This is a genomic window from Leeuwenhoekiella nanhaiensis (assembly GCF_002744755.1).
Classification (GTDB): Bacteria; Bacteroidota; Bacteroidia; order Flavobacteriales; family Flavobacteriaceae; genus Leeuwenhoekiella; species Leeuwenhoekiella nanhaiensis.
Genome location: NZ_KZ319289.1, coordinates 12,611 through 31,238, shown reverse-complemented (window position 1 = coordinate 31,238; position 18,628 = coordinate 12,611). Strand labels below are relative to the sequence as shown.

General features: G+C 42.6%; 22 protein-coding genes. 3 read left to right on the top strand and 19 right to left on the bottom strand.

Annotation, left to right across the window (positions count from 1 at the left end):
- Nucleotides 1-2 precede the first annotated feature (2 nt).
- Nucleotides 3-590, top strand: coding sequence for a nicotinate (nicotinamide) nucleotide adenylyltransferase (gene nadD, locus CJ305_RS06790; RefSeq protein WP_099645513.1), 588 nt, complete (start codon nt 3-5; stop codon nt 588-590).
- Here nadD and CJ305_RS06785 read toward each other — a convergent pair.
- From CJ305_RS06785 to CJ305_RS06775, 3 genes are all read right to left on the bottom strand, one after another.
- Nucleotides 587-1,183, bottom strand: coding sequence for a hypothetical protein (locus CJ305_RS06785; RefSeq protein WP_099645512.1), 597 nt, complete (start codon nt 1,181-1,183; stop codon nt 587-589). The genes nadD and CJ305_RS06785 overlap by 4 nt on opposite strands.
- A 168-nt stretch (nt 1,184-1,351) precedes the next feature.
- A complete protein-coding gene (gene lysM / locus CJ305_RS06780; RefSeq protein WP_099645511.1) occupies nt 1,352-1,846 on the bottom strand; it encodes a peptidoglycan-binding protein LysM in 495 nt (164 codons plus the stop codon).
- 214 nt (nt 1,847-2,060) lie between these two features.
- Nucleotides 2,061-2,984: a nicotinic acid mononucleotide adenyltransferase gene (locus tag CJ305_RS06775; protein ID WP_099645510.1), complete on the bottom strand. Its 924-nt coding sequence runs from the start codon at nt 2,982-2,984 to the stop codon at nt 2,061-2,063.
- A gap of 287 nt (nt 2,985-3,271) precedes the next feature.
- Here CJ305_RS06775 and CJ305_RS06770 point away from each other — a divergent pair, with 287 nt between their 5' ends.
- A complete protein-coding gene (locus tag CJ305_RS06770; protein WP_099645509.1) occupies nt 3,272-4,261 on the top strand; it encodes an NAD(P)H-dependent glycerol-3-phosphate dehydrogenase in 990 nt (329 codons plus the stop codon).
- Nucleotides 4,262-4,263: 2 nt separating this feature from the next.
- Here CJ305_RS06770 and CJ305_RS06765 read toward each other — a convergent pair whose 3' ends face one another.
- From CJ305_RS06765 to CJ305_RS06740, 7 genes are all read right to left on the bottom strand, one after another.
- Nucleotides 4,264-4,695 (bottom strand): DUF6036 family nucleotidyltransferase, encoded by a 432-nt coding sequence (locus CJ305_RS06765; protein WP_223248819.1) that lies wholly within the window; start codon nt 4,693-4,695, stop codon nt 4,264-4,266.
- Nucleotides 4,696-4,739: 44 nt separating this feature from the next.
- Nucleotides 4,740-4,925 (bottom strand): hypothetical protein, encoded by a 186-nt coding sequence (locus CJ305_RS06760; protein ID WP_099645507.1) that lies wholly within the window; start codon nt 4,923-4,925, stop codon nt 4,740-4,742.
- A 22-nt stretch (nt 4,926-4,947) separates the two neighbouring features.
- Entirely contained in the window at nt 4,948-5,343 is a 396-nt protein-coding gene (locus CJ305_RS06755; protein WP_099645506.1) for a hypothetical protein, read from the bottom strand.
- Between the two features lie 2 nt (nt 5,344-5,345).
- On the bottom strand, nt 5,346-5,513 hold the full coding sequence (locus CJ305_RS19445; RefSeq protein WP_189319400.1) for a hypothetical protein: 168 nt from the start codon (nt 5,511-5,513) through the stop codon (nt 5,346-5,348).
- Nucleotides 5,514-5,559: 46 nt separating this feature from the next.
- Nucleotides 5,560-6,576, bottom strand: a complete 1,017-nt coding sequence (gene pheS / locus CJ305_RS06750) for a phenylalanine--tRNA ligase subunit alpha (RefSeq protein WP_099645505.1) — start codon at nt 6,574-6,576, stop codon at nt 5,560-5,562.
- Nucleotides 6,577-6,675: 99 nt separating this feature from the next.
- Nucleotides 6,676-7,374: a hypothetical protein gene (locus tag CJ305_RS06745; RefSeq protein WP_223248818.1), complete on the bottom strand. Its 699-nt coding sequence runs from the start codon at nt 7,372-7,374 to the stop codon at nt 6,676-6,678.
- A gap of 10 nt (nt 7,375-7,384) precedes the next feature.
- Nucleotides 7,385-7,741, bottom strand: a complete 357-nt coding sequence (locus CJ305_RS06740; protein WP_099645504.1) for a hypothetical protein — start codon at nt 7,739-7,741, stop codon at nt 7,385-7,387.
- Nucleotides 7,742-7,855: 114 nt separating this feature from the next.
- Between CJ305_RS06740 and CJ305_RS06735 the strand changes: the two genes are divergently transcribed.
- Nucleotides 7,856-8,404: a CvpA family protein gene (locus tag CJ305_RS06735; protein ID WP_099645503.1), complete on the top strand. Its 549-nt coding sequence runs from the start codon at nt 7,856-7,858 to the stop codon at nt 8,402-8,404.
- A 168-nt stretch (nt 8,405-8,572) separates the two neighbouring features.
- Here the strand turns inward: CJ305_RS06735 and CJ305_RS06730 are convergent, their stop codons facing one another.
- The 9 genes from CJ305_RS06730 to CJ305_RS06690 form a co-directional block, all read right to left on the bottom strand.
- Nucleotides 8,573-10,171: a SulP family inorganic anion transporter gene (locus CJ305_RS06730; RefSeq protein WP_099645502.1), complete on the bottom strand. Its 1,599-nt coding sequence runs from the start codon at nt 10,169-10,171 to the stop codon at nt 8,573-8,575.
- Nucleotides 10,172-10,228: 57 nt separating this feature from the next.
- On the bottom strand, nt 10,229-10,861 hold the full coding sequence (locus CJ305_RS06725) for a carbonic anhydrase (protein WP_099645501.1): 633 nt from the start codon (nt 10,859-10,861) through the stop codon (nt 10,229-10,231).
- A 106-nt stretch (nt 10,862-10,967) separates the two neighbouring features.
- Nucleotides 10,968-11,258, bottom strand: a complete 291-nt coding sequence (locus CJ305_RS06720; RefSeq protein WP_099645500.1) for a hypothetical protein — start codon at nt 11,256-11,258, stop codon at nt 10,968-10,970.
- Nucleotides 11,259-11,330: 72 nt separating this feature from the next.
- Entirely contained in the window at nt 11,331-12,059 is a 729-nt protein-coding gene (locus CJ305_RS06715; protein ID WP_223248817.1) for an SH3 domain-containing protein, read from the bottom strand.
- Nucleotides 12,060-12,159: 100 nt separating this feature from the next.
- Nucleotides 12,160-13,902 (bottom strand): BatD family protein, encoded by a 1,743-nt coding sequence (locus CJ305_RS06710; RefSeq protein WP_099645885.1) that lies wholly within the window; start codon nt 13,900-13,902, stop codon nt 12,160-12,162.
- 29 nt (nt 13,903-13,931) lie between these two features.
- On the bottom strand, nt 13,932-14,777 hold the full coding sequence (locus CJ305_RS06705) for a tetratricopeptide repeat protein (RefSeq protein WP_099645498.1): 846 nt from the start codon (nt 14,775-14,777) through the stop codon (nt 13,932-13,934).
- 10 nt (nt 14,778-14,787) lie between these two features.
- Entirely contained in the window at nt 14,788-15,837 is a 1,050-nt protein-coding gene (locus CJ305_RS06700; RefSeq protein ID WP_099645497.1) for a vWA domain-containing protein, read from the bottom strand.
- 104 nt (nt 15,838-15,941) lie between these two features.
- The gene (locus CJ305_RS06695; RefSeq protein ID WP_099645496.1) at nt 15,942-16,946 is read right to left on the bottom strand and encodes a vWA domain-containing protein; all 1,005 of its coding nucleotides are present in this window, start codon (nt 16,944-16,946) and stop codon (nt 15,942-15,944) included.
- A complete protein-coding gene (locus CJ305_RS06690; protein WP_099645495.1) occupies nt 16,936-18,621 on the bottom strand; it encodes a hypothetical protein in 1,686 nt (561 codons plus the stop codon). Before CJ305_RS06690 ends, CJ305_RS06695 begins: the two co-directional genes overlap by 11 nt.
- Nucleotides 18,622-18,628 lie beyond the last annotated feature (7 nt).

Genomic DNA, 18,628 nt, shown 5'->3' with positions numbered 1-18,628 from the left:
CTATGAAGATAGGTCTGTATTTTGGCACTTTCAATCCGGTGCATATAGGGCATCTCATCATTGCAAACCACTTTGCCGAATACAGCGATCTTGATAAAATCTGGATGGTGATTACACCCCATAATCCATTTAAAAAGAAAAAAACACTCTTAGACAACCATCATCGTTATCAACTGGTGCTTGAAGCCGTAGAAGACTATCCTAAAATTGAAGCGAGCACCATCGAGTTTAATCTACCTCAGCCCAATTATACTTCAAACACCCTGGCGCATTTGCAGGAAAAATATCCTGATTATGAATTTAGCCTGATTATGGGTGAAGATAATCTGCGTACACTGCATAAGTGGAAAAACTACGAGATACTTCTTGAAAACCACGCGATCTATGTGTACCCGCGTATAGCAGAGCAGGCTAATCCAGATCGTCATAAGCTTTTAGAGCATAATAATATACATATCGTAGATGCTCCTGTGGTAGAAATCTCAGCTACTTTTATTCGTAAAGCAATAAAGGCCGGCAAAAATTGCCAGCCTTTATTACCACCATCGGTATGGCGGTATATTGACGAGATGAACTTCTACCGCTCTTAAGTTTGTTGTAAGCAACCCAATAAGAAGGCGTGTACGTACATTGCCCAGTTCTTACCTCCAAATGACTCTCCTTCGGCCCAGGCGGTTTCTTTACCTTTTGGCCCCTGTACCACTGCGTGAGCAGCAAAGCAAAACTCCCAGCTGAACGAATCCTGATAGATTGTATATTCTACAGTATCAATGTTGTTTTCGTGCGAGGCTGCATATTCAAACTTTCCAACCTTAGGGTTGCCTGTTTTGGTCACCGGAAATGTTGGATTTTCACAATCAGGACTTAAGCTCAAATGCGTTTCCTGCAAAGACCAACCCTCAAGGGTTTGGTAAGTAAGCGTCCAGCTACCATCCTGATTTACATTTATAGTTACCTGGCCCACTACCTCATTTTGACCTGCAATTAAATCTCTAGAAAAGCAAGCTTCTTCGGGTTCTTCTTCTGCACCTGAAAGGGAAGCTTTAAAGTCGGCAACGGTATAAGCAGCAACAACTGCATCGTCAGGCTCATTAAGTGTTTCAGTGTCGTCTGAACAGTTTATAAATAAAAGTGAAGTCAGGACTATAGCTCCTGCCTTCGTAAATAGGTTTTTAAATATCATAGCAAATTGGTTTTATACTTGTATTTACGAGCTATGTGGCACTGTGGTTTTCTTAACAAATAGCCGTATTATATAGCCTTCTGAGTGCAAACGCCTTAACCTGAAAGTTTAACATAAAAAAAACTCTGAGGTCTTAGTCTCAGAGTTTTTCAATACCATTTCAAGGTGTTAGTCAAGCTTGGGAATGCGCAGCATTTGCCCCGGATAAATTTTGTCCGGATCTTTAAGCATAGGCTTATTGGCCTCAAAAATCACCGGATATTTCATCGCGTTTCCATAGAATTTTTTGGCAATCTTACTCAGGGTGTCTCCAGATTCAACCGTGTGAAATTGCGCTTCAGGTTCTTTGTGCTCCACATCCATACGGTCGTCAACCTGAGCGATGCCTTCCACATTACCCACCACAAGAACTACTTTTTCCTTAGTCGTTTGATCTTTAGCCTTTCCGCTTACAACCACTGTTTCACCATTAATATCAACCTGTAGATTTTCTACTTCAAGACCTAAATCCTGAATGGTTTCTTTTAATGAGGCTTCCGCTTTGCGATTTGCAGCTTCTGCGGCAGCTGCTGCTTCCGCTTTCTTTTCGGCAGCTTCTTCAGCTGTACTTTTACCTATGCCTATTTTGGCTCCGGCATTTTTAATAAATGAAAATAATCCCATAATTTTTAAATTCTTTCCGGTTTCCCGGGATTAGTTAGTCTTAAATGAATTGAAAATTACAAAATCAACACTTAAGACCGGGCCAAGACTTCGGTAAAACTATGTGAATATTTAAGCTCCCGAAGTTCCATTTATCGTATCTAATGCTACTTAAAACACAAAATCGCCCTGCCATTTACACGACAGGACGATTTCAACTAACCAACCAAAAAATCTACTTACTCTTTGCTTTTTGCAATTGCTTTATACCTTGCTCAATCACACTTTGCTTTAATCTGCTCTTGCCTTCTTCAGGCGTTTTATAGGGCATATATCCTTTTCCTCTAAAGCGGTATTCGCTTCCCGATGCTGGGTGATACAGGGAGATTGTGCTATCATCCAGAATTGATAATTCAAAGAATTCATTTTCAAAATAGTCATAATCCAGCGTAAGCGTCTTTAAGAGCGCGTTTCCGGCAACATTTTGCACATCGTAAATTCCGGTATAATCCCAATACAGATTACCTACTGAAGTCCCTCTGGCATCCTGCGAACTCTGAAAGTTTCCACCCCCATTAGCCGGATAAAAGCTCAGAAAGTTTTCTGCATCAAACTCATTTGACACGCCACTTGCCGAAGTATAAATCTTTTCCCAGGCAGCATATTCCTGCAAGAAGAAATGGATGTTATCGTAAAAAATACGGTCGTAATCAAAGTTAGAACGCTGATAGCCTTTTAAGAAAAAGGAAGTCTGCGTAGGCCTGTGATAGAGTTCAATTGTATTTCTATTAACCGGGATTACTTCAAAAGAATAAAAACCATCTATATCGTGACTAATATCCAGATCGTAATCAAAAATATCATAGTACCCCACTTCAATACCATAACCCGCACCCTGATTACCTATACCGGCAAGGTTATTATTTGCCCAGACATCGCCGCTCAAAAATGAAAGCGTAAAGGCCTTCTCCATAAACGGAATGTTGCCGTTACCTTGTGTCTGGTTGATGTCTACGTACCAAAGTTCGTAGTCACTGAGTACTACAGATAAAGGTACTGCCGGTTCTATAATTTCATCTTCAATATAAATATCGCTCACACACGAAGTAAATACACTAAAAAACAGAGCCAGGCCTCCAAGTAATTGTATTGCTTTCATAATTGTTCTTCTTTAAGTTATTACCTCTGAAATCTTCTTTGCGCTTAGCGCGAAAGTCTTTCAGCTTAACTAATTCTTAGCCTTGACGTCTTGCCTGAATTGTATTAACAGATATTCAAAGGCTGTGCCAAAAAATTAAAGCGATGTTTTTCAAGATTTTAGGTACGCTTTAAAATCTGTACATTTAGGGAGAAGAAATTCCTTAAAAATCACAGGTATAAAATTGATTTTAAGGAAGGTACTTCGTTTGTAATCTACACCTCTTTTGAGGTAAATCTTTACGCGTTATGGCCTTAAAATTTGGTGTTATTGGAGGAGGTAGCTGGGCTACCGCCATTGTAAAAATGCTTTCTGAAAATCTGGATGAGGTAGGCTGGTATATGCGCAGCGTTTATGCCCTGGAGCATCTTAAAAAAGAACAACACAACCCCAATTACCTGAGTGCTGTGGAGTTTGACACCACCCGGCTCAAACTGAGCAATGATATCAATACCATTATTGATTATGCGGACTATTTGATTTTTGCTATACCTTCTGCATTTGTGGGCAAAGAACTTGAAAAAGTAAGCAGCCATTTTAAAAACAAAATTGTTTTCTCGGCTATAAAAGGTATCGTCCCTGAAAGCGGAAAAATTGTTGGCGTGCACTTTCACGACGCTTATGAAATACCCTACGAAAATATTGGTGTCATCACCGGGCCTTGCCACGCAGAAGAAGTTGCCCTCGAGCGGCTTTCGTATTTGACCATCGCCTGTGCAGATGAGGAGCACGCAAAAGTTATGGCCAAACATCTGGGCAGCGACTACATCAACACGACAATCACTGATGATACCATAGGCACCGAATATGCCGCGATGCTTAAAAACATTTACGCCATTGCTGCCGGAATCGCCCATGGTTTGGGGTATGGAGATAATTTTCAGAGCGTATTGATGAGTAATGCCATACGCGAGATGAAAAAATTCATCAAAAAAGTACACAAGATGAAACGCAACATCAACGATTCTGCCTACCTGGGAGACTTGCTGGTGACCGGGTATTCGGTATTTAGCCGCAACCGTATGTTTGGAAATATGATAGGTAAAGGTTACACCGTAAAAAGCGCGCAGATGGAAATGAGTATGGTGGCCGAAGGGTATTATGCAGCCGAAAGCGCCTATAAAATCAAGGAGAAAACCGGAGCCAAAACCCCTATAATAGATGCCGTTTACGAGGTTTTATACAAAAGGAAAGATCCTAAAAAGACTTTTAAAAAGTTAACGGAAAAATTGGATTGAAATCAATCTTTATCCTTGATTCTTCGCAGTTCCTGTATGTCTAACAAATCTTTAGGCCTTCCGGATTTCACTTTGCTGGTAATTAAATCTTTAAATGCCAAAACCCTCCAGTTGAGTTCAAAATCATTTTCAGAAGTAGCAACTATAGAATCTTCATAAGCCTCATCAAAAGATTTATTGACTGAAAAATTCGTGATTAGCTCAAGATTTAAAGATTCTGGAGAAAACTTTACCGAAATATTTTGCTGTTGCTTTTTTACAGCCTCCGGAAAATCTTCCAGATCGTATCCCATTTCATTAAAAACCTGAACTAAATTTTTAAAATTAGTCTCAGAAGTTTCTATCCAAAAATCGACATCGGCCGAATGCCTCTGGTAGCCGTGGAAATTTACCGCTCCGCCTCCCACCATTATCAGCCTGACTCTTTTACTCATACATAGCCTTAAGAAATCATGTATTTCATAATCCCATAAATTATTCATTTTGATTTCTTTTCTAAAATGAAATTAGACGGATTTGGCTGTCGTCTCTGCGCCACAGGAAATTGGTTTACATCACTGCAAAGTTTTAAAAAAGAATAAAAACGTTGCGAAGGACTCAACTTAAGAAATGCTTGCTCCTGTAAGGCTTTACTTTCCGCTTTTGTAGTGAATGTGATATTCATATCACTAAAGTTAAGAAATAAACTAGGATGCCAGCACCCCTTCTTTGGGCATCACCGGAATTGGCCCTGCGGTTTCATCAGAAATGGATGAAGCTTCAAAGACAAATTTCTTTTCAAAAAGGGTTCCCCCCAGAAAATAGGTGACTGCAAATTCATTAGTCAACTCGAGCACACTATCTTCTATAAATTCGATTTTAGCGTAGCCCTTAGCCGGAAGCAGTTGCAGTTTATGCCGCATCTGGCTGGTTACTTTTTGATCGTTATAACCGTTAGAAACAACAAGAACCAGTTCCAGTGGTTCGTTGAGATCGTTAATGATATAGGCATTCCAGTCATTAGTGCGGTGGGTTTCATTAAACTCCTTTACAGCAGCTACATAAACGCCATCGCTTTTTGGAATATCGATATCCTTTCGCATAATTAATCTGTTTTAACCTTCCACATTATCCATAATGCCAGTATCGCTATGGCCATAATGACCAGAAAAACGCTACCAATCATAATTTTAATAACACCAATTGCAAAAGTCAACACGGCAATTACCACTGCGACAAAAATGAGGAAACCTATAATGCCATACTTTTTCATAACCGGAATTTTAAGAATACATCCGGTACAAAAGTCGCTTTAAAAGCTATAGGGCACTCTTAAATTGTTCCAAAAACCTTAGGTCATTTTCGCTCAGTAGGCGAATATCTGATATCTGATGCAGTAGCAGTGCAATACGATCTATCCCCATACCAAAGGCAAAACCGCTGTATTCTTTAGGGTCTATACCGCAATTGGTTAATACATTAGGGTCTACCATTCCGCAGCCCATAATCTCAAGCCATCCGGTTCCTTTGGTCATACGGTAATCGGTTTCGGTCTCAAGCCCCCAGTACACATCTACCTCGGCACTGGGCTCTGTAAACGGAAAGTACGAAGGACGCAGGCGTATCTTACTCTTCCCGAACATTTCGGTAGTAAAATGCTGTAGGGTTTGCTTTAAATCTGCAAACGAAACATCCTTATCTATGTACAAACCTTCTACCTGATGGAAGAAGCAATGTGAGCGTGCAGAGATCGCCTCATTACGAAATACACGACCCGGTGAAATGGTACGTATAGGCGGCTTATTGGCTTCCATATATCGCACCTGAACTGATGAGGTGTGCGTACGCAATAAAATATCGGGATCTGTCTGAATAAAAAAGGTATCCTGCATATCGCGTGCGGGATGGTATTCGGGCAGATTAAGCGCGGTAAAATTGTGCCAGTCATCCTCTATCTCAGGCCCTTCCGACACATTAAAACCTATTCGGGCAAAAATGTCTATGATTTGATTTTTAACGATCGATATAGGATGTCTTGAACCCAATGAAACAATATCGCCGGGACGTGTAAGATCACCGTAAACCCCTTTTTCCTCAACGGTTTCCAAATCGGTTTTTAAAGCATCTATACGCTCCTGAACAACGGCTTTGAGTTTATTTATGGTCTGACCAAACTCTTTTTTCTGCTCGTTTGGGATGTTTTTAAATTCTGCAAAAAACTCATTAAACAGACCCTTCTTTCCCAAATACTTAATGCGGAAAGCTTCCACCTCATCTAATGAATTTGTGGTAAAGCTTTTTGCTTCGGCAATGCGCTCTTTTATTTTATCTAACATAGTTTAAGAGTTCAATCTAATGCCCTTTCTTCAGCATCAGAGCTGAAGTGGATAGTGACTTATTTATAAAATGTCCTTAGGACTTTTGAAGGCACAAATTTAGGAAATCCCTTCGGCTTGTGCTTTGTTGTCCAGAAAAATATAGTTGAGAATGCAAAACACGGCCATTCCGCCCAGAAGATGCCACAGCCAGTGCGTTCCCATCCAGAAGATATCAAACTCAAGACGCTGATCTATAAACCGAAAACCAATGGCACAGCCAAAGATAAAAAAGCCTGAAAAAGCCCACGCAGCGTGTTTCCAGTTGGTTTTGCTTAAATAGCCTACAACCGGTATTAGAATGGAAAGCGCGTTAATAAGATAACCCAGGTTATGTTCAATATTTTCGGGGACCGGTAAATAGCGTAAACCTATAAAAGCCGCTCCAATAGCGACGATAAACACTATGCGCTGAGGCCAGGTCTCTTTCCACTTAAAAATAAAATAGAGAACAGCCAGAAAACTCAGTCCGCGTATAGGCACCCAGTCTAACAACAGCCATAGCTCTGCACTGCGCAGACCGTGATAAAGCGTACCGCCCACATACCCTACAAAAATGAGCGGGATTGTGATCATTAAAAACCAGTGCCGTTTTGGTTTTTTGTAAATCTTCAAAAAGAAATACAGGACGATAAACAGAAAAATAAAATTGCTGTAGGTGTTAAAAGGCTCCACAGGAAATCTGCCGGCAACCGTCTCTTTGTAGATAGGCCCGGAATCGTTAGGAAACGTATTCTGTAACAGATTGAATAGCAGCAAGTCTATCGGATTAATGAATCAATTCTTTCTCTAAAAAATAGGTCACAATAGCCTCTTTCATAAGCACCGATTGCTCTCCCGCTTTTAAAGCAGGCAGTTGCTCAAGCATTTCATAATGAGGCCACCCATCTTCGTCCTGATAATCAAAACGGTAAAAGCCAAATGGCTCTAGCAAGCGGCAAATGGCGATATGCATTAAATTGACCTTATCATCTTTTTTAAAACGTTTGCCCGGTTGTCCCAGCTCCTGCACGCCTATCAAATAGATTATTGCGTCCAGGTCTAGCTGCTCACCGTCTGCAAAACGCGCTGATAATTTGTGCACTATCTGCTCCCAGCGTTCTTTAAGTTGTTCATCTCGTGCCATGCCGCAAATATAATCAAGAAGCCCTAGTATTGACTATCCTTAATGCAGTTAAGCCCGGGTTTCGCAAAATTTTAGCATATTTCCTGACTTTAGAAAAAATGTATCTTTAAACCCATGAACTATTTAGATATTATTCTGGGCGTTATACTGCTCATAGGTCTTTATAAAGGCATCAAAAACGGATTGCTTATTGAAATCGCATCTTTACTCGCTTTGGTTTTGGGTGTTTACGGTGCTATTCACTTTTCATTTTATGCTGCAGATTATTTAAATGACCGCACAGACTGGGAGCCTGCAACGCTTAATCTCATTGCCTTTGCGATCACCTTTTTAGTCATTGTGCTTATCATTACGCTGGCGGGTAAATTACTTACCAAACTGGCCAGCATCATCATGTTAGGAATTCTAAATAAACTATTGGGCGGAGCCTTCGGGCTTTTAAAAACAGCTTTTATATTGAGCGTCTTGCTGATGTTTATTTCTTCAATAACGGAACGCTTTAATCTCATCGACGAGGAAACCAAAGAATCATCGGTTTTATATCCCATTGTAAAACCTTTAGCTCCCGCAATCTTGCCTAATGTTTTAAACGAACTCGAAAAACTTCGGGACGAAAAGGAAAACAGGGAACCAATCGAAGTGGACGCAACGGAAACCCTGTAAACTACCTCGGAGCAAGCGCAAGAGGTATTCAAAAGAAACAAAATCCTGATTTGGAGCCGTCCTAGTGACTATCGGGCCGACTTGTCGAATCCCTTTGACGACGCCAAAAAAAATCCGTCAGATTGCGAGGAATCTAACGGATTATAAAATGAACATTTTCTAGAAAAATTAACCGGTTGTACGGTATTCTTCAATCTTGACTTCTTTAAAAAATGCCTCGTAACTCTCGGGGTTTTCAACAGTTCCGCGCTCTGAGATAATCTTAACGTTGATGTTTTTGTCTTTGGCCCTAAAGCGGAAATCATCCAGAATTTCAATAATATCGTGATCCAGATAGCGGGTTTTGCACACATCTATTTCCAGATACGAGTTGGGCTCCAGTTTATCAAGCTCTTTCAAAATCGCGCCCTTGTTGATAAAGGTAACTTCTTCGGCCAGGGTCATTTTCACGACTTTTATTCCAGTTTCCTTTTCATCACGAATGTGCAGAAAGTGCGAATTCTGATAGTTTTTGATGAGAATAACTACAATACCTACAGCCAGACCCATACTGATACCTATGAGCAAATCGGTAAAGACAATGCCCAAAACTGTAATCATAAACGGTACCCATTGCTTCCAACCTAAAGAAAACATCCGTTTAAAGGTAGCCGGTTTTGCCAGTTTATAACCTACCAAAAACAGGATCGCAGCTAAAACCGAAAGTGGGATCAGGTTTAAAATATTTGGCACTAAAATCACCGAGATCAACAATAGAAAACCGTGCAAAATAGCAGCCATCTTGGTTTGTCCGCCCGACTGAATATTAGCCGAACTGCGCACTATAACCTGAGTCACGGGAAGACCACCTATTAAACCGGAAATGATGTTACCGGTTCCCTGCGCAAACAACTCCCGGTTAGTAGGGGTGGTGCGTTTTCGGGGATCAAGCTTGTCTGTAGCCTCTACACAAAGCAAAGTCTCCAGACTGGCAACTAATGCGAGCGTAAAGGCAGTAACCCAAACCGCCGGTTGTCCAATTATGGAAAAGTTGGGAAAGGTAAACTGCCTGATAAAATCATCAAAATTCTGCGGCACCGGTACCGAAACCAAATGCGCTGCTTCAATACCCAAAGACTCTGAACCCTGAGTAACCAGATAATAGATGATTCCGGCAGCGACAGCCACCAGAGGGCCCTGAATCAGTTTAAAAATCTTTCCTTTTTTGCTGAGTACAGATTCCCATAAAATCAAGATCCCCATACCAATACAGGCGATGAGTGTCGCTCCCGGACTGATGTTACCCACAATGTTTCCCAGTTCTGAAAAGGTATTCTCGCCATCTACCTGAAAAAAGCTCCAGTCGCCTTCAGGATCTGCATCATAGCCAAAGAAATGTGGTATTTGCTTCAGAATGATGATGATACCGATACCAGTAAGCATTCCTTTAATTACCGAAGAAGGAAAGTAATATCCTATAATTCCGGCTCTCAGTACTCCAAACAGCAACTGAATCACCCCGCCCAGCACCACGGCCACCAATAGGTTTTCATAGCCTCCTAAAGTTGTAATTGCCGCAAGAACAATTGCGGTAAGTCCGGCTGCCGGCCCACTAACACCCAGGCTTGAGCCACTTATTGCGCCCACCACGATACCGCCTACGATACCCGCTATGAGCCCCGAAAATAACGGGGCGCCACTCGCCAGCGCAATTCCCAGACAGAGCGGTATGGCCACAAAGAAGACCACTACCGCTGCAGGGAAATCATTTTTTAAATGTTTAAACATGATGTTTTGGTTTTAAGGTTGTTTTAAATCTGTAAGGTCAGGACTGATTGCCGCTCATTAAAGGGCGTCCAGTCTGTATATTTCCATGATATTCTGAAGAATCTTCTCAAAGTCAATATTGAGGTCTATCAACTTGCCTGAATGAATGTCAAACACCCAGCCGTGAACCGTGAGTTTACGCGTGCGAATGGCTTTCTGAACATCTGCGGTTTTAATCACATTAACACACTGCTCCTGAACGTTGAGCTCCACAAACTTTTTATAACGCGCTTCTTCATCTTTGATGCTATTAAGCTCATCTTTATGAATGCGGTACACGTCACGTATATTTCGCAACCATGGGTTCAACAAGCCCAGATCTGCAGATTGCATAGCGGCTTTTACACCCCCGCAGTAGTAATGCCCGCAGACCACCACGTGATCTACTTTAAGATGTTCAACGGCATAATTAATTACAGACATCGAACTCAGGTCTGAATTGGGCACCATATTAGCAATATTGCGATGTACAAACACATCGCCGGGTCCCATACCCATGAGTTCTTCTGAAGTTACACGGCTATCGCTGCAGCCTATGTACAGAATCTTGGGCGATTGTCCTTCTGATAGCTTTTTAAAATAATCGGGCTCCGCTTTTAAGCGTTGTGCCACCCATTCTTTGTTATTTTCAAAGATTTGCTGAATATCCATAGATAAAATTGGTTTGTGGTTGCGAAATACTAATTATGAGCATGTAAGAGTCAGGAATCCCAGGCTTTGTTTTAAAGCTGCCGGTATTCAGGATCTAAGAAGGAAATTAGTCTTTTTTTGGAGGCGGCGAAATCAAATCGAGATAAATAAGGCTGAGTACCTCATCTCGTGAAGCTACCGCGGCCCGAAGGTTTTCGGCAGGTATAGCTTCAAAATCAAAAAGATGGGTGTTTTTTTTGAAGGTGTCTTTTAAATCTAAGAGATTGGAACAACTGTGCTCCCCATCTATACCATCTATCATACAGAGGTCGTCATGGGTTTCCATAGCGCGCACAAAGGCCGGACTGTTCAAAAAAAACAGAAACAGCGCGAGCAGAAAAATACAGTTGCCTTTCAAAAGTGAAAATTTTGTTAACAACTATAAATTTATAAAAGTTATAGCAAATTAGTACTGATAAAGTTTTTAAATCTATAAAATTTTAAGATCTGAAGCAGGAATCCATCCCTCTTTACCATCTGCCAGCTGAATACGGGCCCAATTGACATCCTGTTCAAGCACTCTGACCTTTGTCCCTTCGTGAAGTACAAAACTACTTTCCCCTGCCAGGTTTGGGGCATTTTTTATTTCGGCCTCCGGCGAAAAAACAATGGCAAAGTTTCGGTTTTGAGCATCAGCCTGAGCCTGAAAGGCCATGGTAAGACTCAACAAACCCAGCCCCAAAGCCAAAAATGAAACCGTAAAAAACCCTCGTTTCAGGGAAGTTGAAGTACTAAAATAATAAACCAGAAAACACAGGGTAAAAACGCCCAAAAGCACTACGGTTAAAATCGCCCAGCCGTTGAGACTGAATAATCCAAGCACTGCACGATACCATTTTTTAAAGGTATTTTGAGGTAAAGGAGTTATCGCGTCTACTGTCATATTCTGCGCGAACTCCAGATTGTTTTTTATTTCCTGATCATTGGGCTTCAGTTGGAGCGCTTTCTCATAATTGTAAATACTGGGCGCTATGCGATTGAGCTTGTAATTGGCATTCCCAAGATTGTAATATACGGCTGCAGACTCATAACCTGCGTCCAAAACTTTTTCGTAGTTCTTAATGGCCTCCTCGTAATTATTTTGCGCATACTGCGAATTACCGGTCTCAAAAAGCTGTTCTGGTGTTTGTGCCTGTAACCCAAATAGGGTTAAAAGCATAACAAATACAGGCAGTATTCTAATCCTATCTAAGCTAATGCCTGATGTTTTCGGTCTAAAAAATTCTATATTCTTAATCATTTTATAGCGATTTTAAAACCTACAATTGCTTATCAATATCTGAAATAACCTGTGAAGCCTGCTCATAATCGTGCTGCATCGCATCGCTGCTTGCCGGGGTGTAACGGGCAAATTCACAACTTTCTAAGAGTTTAAGAAAGCTTGCCGTAGTTTCAACCGTTACGCCGCGTTCCTTCAACAACTGGCTGATGCGTTCTTTACTCATCTCACTGGTTTGAATATTGAGCTTGGCCTTAAGGTAGTTGTGCAGGCACTTTTCAAGAGCCAGATAGAACGCAGTCTGGTCGCCCAAATTCTTTTTGGCATCGCTTAGGTATTTACGCGCCAACTTATCTGCCTTGCGCAACCTGTTGCCCTTAATGTCATTTTGATATTCGCGTCTCTTACGACCAAAGAATATCAGCAACGGAATCAATAAAGCCGGCGTGCCCAGCATACTCCAAAACAGGGTAGTACCAAAAAAGCTTTCCCGGTTTCTGGGAATAAGGTTAGCATCAGACTTGATATAACTAAATTGCTTTTGCGCTTCAACCGGCACTTTATTGTTATTTTGCGCAAGAGTAGCGGGACCATTCTCCACATCAATGATAATTTCATCACTGCTCAGGGTCTTGTATTGCTCGGTGGCAGGATCGAAATAGGAGAAATTTATAGACGGAATAGGATAATTCCCTTTTTGCTGAGGCACGATGGTATAACGCTGTGCATTTTTACCACTCATCCCATTAACAGAAACCCGAACGTCCTGCTCGTTTTCGGGCTCGTAAACTTCCAGGGAACTGGGTAATTTAGGCTTAGGCAGATTAAACAGTTTCAGGTTGCCATTACCTTTGGCACTTATCGTAAGGTCTAAAGCTTCCTGCGCATCCAATTTGGTTTTGCTGGCTGTAACGTCAAAGTCAAAAGTTCCTACGGCTCCGGTAAAGCTTTCGGGCTTGCCTGCTTCAGGAAGCGGCTTGACCTTAACTTTTCGTGTAGGCGCGGTAACCTTAATCTGCGCGGGACGCAGAATGCGCATCCCAAATATATCACGGCGATTGGTAGGCGCTTCCACATTGATATTAAGCGCAAGCGGCTCTATGGTCAGTTCGCCGGTTTTTTGAGGATACAACAGCGTACGTCTTAAAATCACATAGCGATAGGGCTTACCGTTGTAGCTGCCATCGTAAATTTTAAACTGCTTTTCATCAATACTTTGATTCCAGAAGTCTGAAAATTTTGGAGCCTCAACCTCATTCCAGCCGGTTACCGATGTTTCGCGGGAAACATACAGTTTGTAAACAACAGTAAAAGCCTCATTGAGATAGGGATCAGATTTGGAAACCTCAGCCACCAAATGCACATTTTCTGCCGCTGCAACCGCCGGATCATTTGGGTCTTTGGGTACATCAACGGCTCCTGTCACGGTAATCTCTACCGGAAGCGTTTTATACGTTGTACCCTCAATATCAATCTCGGCCTGGCCAATTTTTAATTTTCCGGTGGCATTAGGCTGTAAGAAGTAGGAGAAGGTCTTCGAAAAACTAGCCCTCCCGTTTACCCATTGTTTGCTGATGCTTTGGTTAGGACCGCCCACGACGGTAAAACCCTGAAAACCAGGTGGTCTGAAATTATCCCCGTCCTGGTTCATCTCAAAATCTACACGCAGACGCTCATTGACTCCAAGCGTCTCCTTGCTCACCCGGGCATCAAATTTTACCTGAGACCAGGCGGTAAATCCTGTGAAAATCAGGATCAGCAAAAGTTTTATCTGCATCTTCATCATCATTGCTGCTTTTACCTTAAACGTAATTACCAGTCTTTATCTGTTTTTACTTTAGCGCCTTTAACTTTCTCGGCGTTAATTTTTTCCTGCACTTTGTTCTCCTCATTCTTCATGGCTTCGAGTAAGCTTTTTACCTGCTGGGGTGAAAGCTGTCCCTGACCGGGCTGAGGCTTAGGCTGCTCTTTAGGTTTATCCCCGTTTTCTCCCTGATCTTTTTGATCGCCTTCTCCATCTTTAGGTTTTCCTTTATCTTCTTCCTTATCCTCGCCTTTGTCGCTCTCTTTGTCTCCGTCACCCTCTTTAGGCTTACCATCATCGCTTTCCTTGTCATCGCCTTCTCCATTCTGATCTTTTTGATCCTGATTTTGGTCCTGATTCTCATCATCCTTATTATCGTCACCGCCGCCACCGTTTTTCTCTTCTTCTTTTTTGGCCAGGGCCAAATTGTAACGGGTCTCGTCATCTGTGGGATCGTTGCGCAAGGCATTCTTATAGGCTTCAACAGCCTTTTTATAATCTTTTTGTTGGTAGAACGCATTGCCCAGGTTGTGATAGGCTTTATGTTTCTCGGCTTTGGTAGTGGCTACTTCAGCTGCCTGAAGGTAGCGCGTCATACCTTCATCGTACTTTTTGTTTCGGTAGTAGTTGTTACCCATATTGTATTTTGCCGCCACATTGGCCGGGTCTTTAGCGATGGCTTTTCGATAGGAGGTTTCGGCAGCAGAAAATTCTTCAGACACAAACTCCTCATTACCTTCAGCAACAAAATCCTGAGCTTCCAGAATTGCAGGGTTGGGCTTTTCGCTTTGCGCGAAAAGACTACCGCTCATCAATACTGCAAAAATTGCTATTAGTTTAATCGCTCTCTTCATCTTCAAAATCCTATTTGTCTTTTTTATTTTCGTTAAATAAGTTGAGTTTACGTACCCAGGCGGTTTTACGCTCAAGCAGAAACACATCCAGAAATAACAAGAATAATGCCGCGCCTACAAACCACTGAAACTGGTCTTTAAAGTCGGCAAATTGCTTGGCCTCAAACTCTTTTTTATCCATTTGCCCAAAGGCGGTGCTCATCTTGTCAACCACTTCCTGAGTGCTGTTGCCATTGATGTATTCTCCATTCGCCTCATTGGCGATTTCCTTCAAGGTTTCGGGATTTAACTTGGTAATCACAGTCTCGCCTTCCTGATCTTTTTTGTAGGACTGCACCACACCGTTACGCTTTATTGGAATGCGCTCTCCGGCTTCGGTACCTACGCCTATGGTAAAAATGCGAATGCCTTCCTCCTGTGCAGATTCTGCAATCCCGGCGGCATTGCCCGCATGATCTTCTCCGTCTGAAATGATTACCAAAACCCGGTTAGTCTGCTCGTCATCGTCGTAATAGGTTTTGGCCAACTCAATAGCGTCTTTGATTGCCGTTCCCTGACTCGAAAGCATATCGGTATTCATCGCGTTGAGGAACATTTTTGCACTGCTGTAATCGGTGGTGATGGGCAACTGGGGATACGCGCTACCGGCATAGGCAATAATTCCCACGCGGTCGCTTCCCAGATTGTTGATGATTTGGGTTACCAGCTGCTTTGCTTTTTCCATACGGCTGGGCGCAATATCTTCGGCATCCATACTTTTAGACACGTCAACAGCAAATACCACATCAACTCCCTCGCGTTTTACCGTCTCGAGCTTGGTGCCTATCTTGGGATTTACCAATGCAACCGCCATCAGGGCAATAGCCAGGCAAATCAAAACCAGTTTGAAAACCGGCTTAAAAACCGAGCGCTGCGGCGTAAGGGCACCCAGCAACTCGCGGTTAGCCACAAAGCGTTTTTGCGCGTTGCGTTTCCAGAGGCTTACTGCCAGAAACAGCAGTACCACCGCCGGAATGGCAAGCAAGGCCCAAAACCATATTTTTTCTTCCAATAAATACATAGAAACTTATCTATTGTTATTATTTATTTTTTTGAATCTGCTTCGATACCAAATTCAGCTTGTTACAACATTTGAATTTCACTCAGCAGCCCTTATAAAATCTTCTAAACAAAACTCCTGAAAACCGTGTAGCGCAATAGCAATTCAAACAAAAGCAACAGCCCTGCCAAAATCACCAGCGGACGGTACTTTTCTTCATAATTGGTGTACTTAAATTCTTCCACATCAGTCTTTTCAAGCTTGTTGATTTCGGCATAAATCTGCTCCAGTTTTTCATTATCAGTCGCCCGAAAGTAGAGTCCGCCGGTCTCATCTGCAATGGTTTTAAGCAGCTCTTCATCTATCTCAACCGGGATTCTGCCGTAAATAAAACTTCCGTCAGCACGCATATTGGTAGGCGAAAGCGCAGTTCCATTCGTACCCAGACCTATGGTATAGACCTTAATACCGTATTCCTGCGCAAGCTCGCTGGCAATGGCAGGTTCAATAAAACCGGCGTTATTCACCCCATCGGTCATCAAAATGATCACCTTGCTTTTGGCCTTACTGTCTTTTAATCGGTTAACGGAAGTTGCCAGACCCATCCCGATGGCCGTACCGCCTTCAATGATGCTGTTATACTGTACATCTTCGAGCGAACTCAACACAATGGCCTTGTCGCTGGTGATGGGTGTACGCGTGTAGCTTTCGCCCGCATATTCCACCAGACCAATACGGTCGTTGGGGCGCTGGCGGATGAATTCTGCAGCCACATCCTTTAATGCATCAAGCCGGTTAGGGCGTAAATCACGTGCAAGCATACTCGCCGAAACGTCAATCGCAATCACGATATCTATACCTCGAGTGGTTTTTGTACGGGTAGATACATCAACATTGCGCGGGCGCGCCAGAGCGGTTATGAGACAGGCTAAAGCGAGTAATCGCAAAATAAATAGAACGGGGCGCAGCTTTGCCAGCAAACCACTTCCTGCTTTAAAACCTTTGAGGCTAGAAAGTTTTACCTGTGCCGTGAGTTTATTTCGTTTCAGGAAATACCAAACCGCAGCAATTGGCAAAGCCAAAAGCAGCCAGAAAAATTCAGGATTTTGAAATTCAAAATTACTTAACATTAGTAGGTACTGTTTTTTGAAGTTCTACTGAATTGATGATGCGTTGCGCCATCTGAGCGGCATACTGATCGTCTTCACGCCAGGCTACCAGCACCTGCTGAAGCACTCCCGGAGTTGTGAAAAGCAGGAGTTCATATTCACCGGCATCAAAGTTTTTCTTATTTAAGGTCTGCGGGAACTCACCCGAGCCAAAGACACGCAAACCTTCCGTCCCTTCAGGGGTGGTGTATTTTTCGGTTTTAACAATCAGATTCTTAGCGCCGCTGGCTTCAAGAGTGCTAATCATTCCCTGAACCGCGCCATCCAAATTGGCTTCTTCCTTGCTGTTAAAACGCGCATTGTTAACGACCACGTAAAACTGATCAATAAGGCTTCCGTAGGCAAATGAATTCATATTAACCTGCATCGCAATGGAATCGGGAAGAGGCACTACGGTGCGCTCCAACACGCGGGGCGTGCTTACGATAATGGGTGGATAGCCGTACTCACTGCGCACCCAGTCGCCTTCCAGTAAATCTTTAGAAGGATGACCTATGAAGTTGTCTTTTACAAAATCAAAGCCTTTGGTGGCGATTAAAATTCCTGTAGAGATTACCAGAATGGCAAAGACTCCCAGCACGCCGGTAAGAATCAATTTGCGCTTGCGACGCTTGGCCAAAGCCTCGCGGTAGGCAGCATGGCGCATCAGTTCTTCTTCGGTAGGCTCGGGAATTGATTCTTTAGTTTCCTTAACAATTTCTTCAGCCACAATACGGTCTGCCTGTGCCTGGCCTTCACCGGGTGCAGTACGGGCGAATTTGGTAAGATCGGCACGCTTTAAGATCTGATCAAGTTTGAGGATAGTCTCTTTGCTCAGGTCAATTTTACCCTTCTGCTTCTCTTCAAGCAGGCGTTCAATAAGTTCGCCCGAGGTACTTTCCATCGAACGATCATAGACTTCCTCATCCAGATAATGCCGTACGATATCGGTAAGTTTGGAATAATAGGCTTTTGAAACCTCCTGATCAGAAAGTCCGCGAACCGGAGTTTTGTATTCCTCATCAAGCGCTTTTAGTGAAACCATTGCCTGCTCAAAAGGAGGCAGTTTGCGCTCGGCTTCCGCTTTTTTGCGATTGCGTCTAATGATGAAAAACAGGAAAACACCAATTACAATAGCAAGTATTAAAAAGTACAACAAATACTCCCAGATTTTACTGGTAGCACGTTCTACCTCTACTATTTCCTTAATATCATAAAGACCCTGTTTGGTGGTGTCTATAGCAACATTATTAACCTCAACCCGAATCGAATCAGTATAAAAAGGCTGCTGATTGATGCTGATTACCTGTCGCGGAATAGTATAACTTCCGCTGTCAAACTGGGTAAGCCCGTAGCGTTTGATCAGGTTCATTTTGGCTCCCGCAAATGAGGTGTCTGTTTTGTAGGTTTCGATTAACTCGAGCGGAACAAAGCTTTGACCTTCGGGAAACATAACGAGGTCTGTAGAGTCTGCCTCTACATTTACAGTATAGGTGATTTGCTCGCCAATGAGAATGTCTGTGCTGTCAACCGCAGCTTTTACCTGCTGCGCCTGTAAATCACTTCCGCTTAAAACAAGCAATATAAAAAGTCCCAAATAGGAAAATCTGGTCTTCAGGTTGCCAAAAATTAGGGTTGTTTTAGGCTTATCGTTCATCGTATAT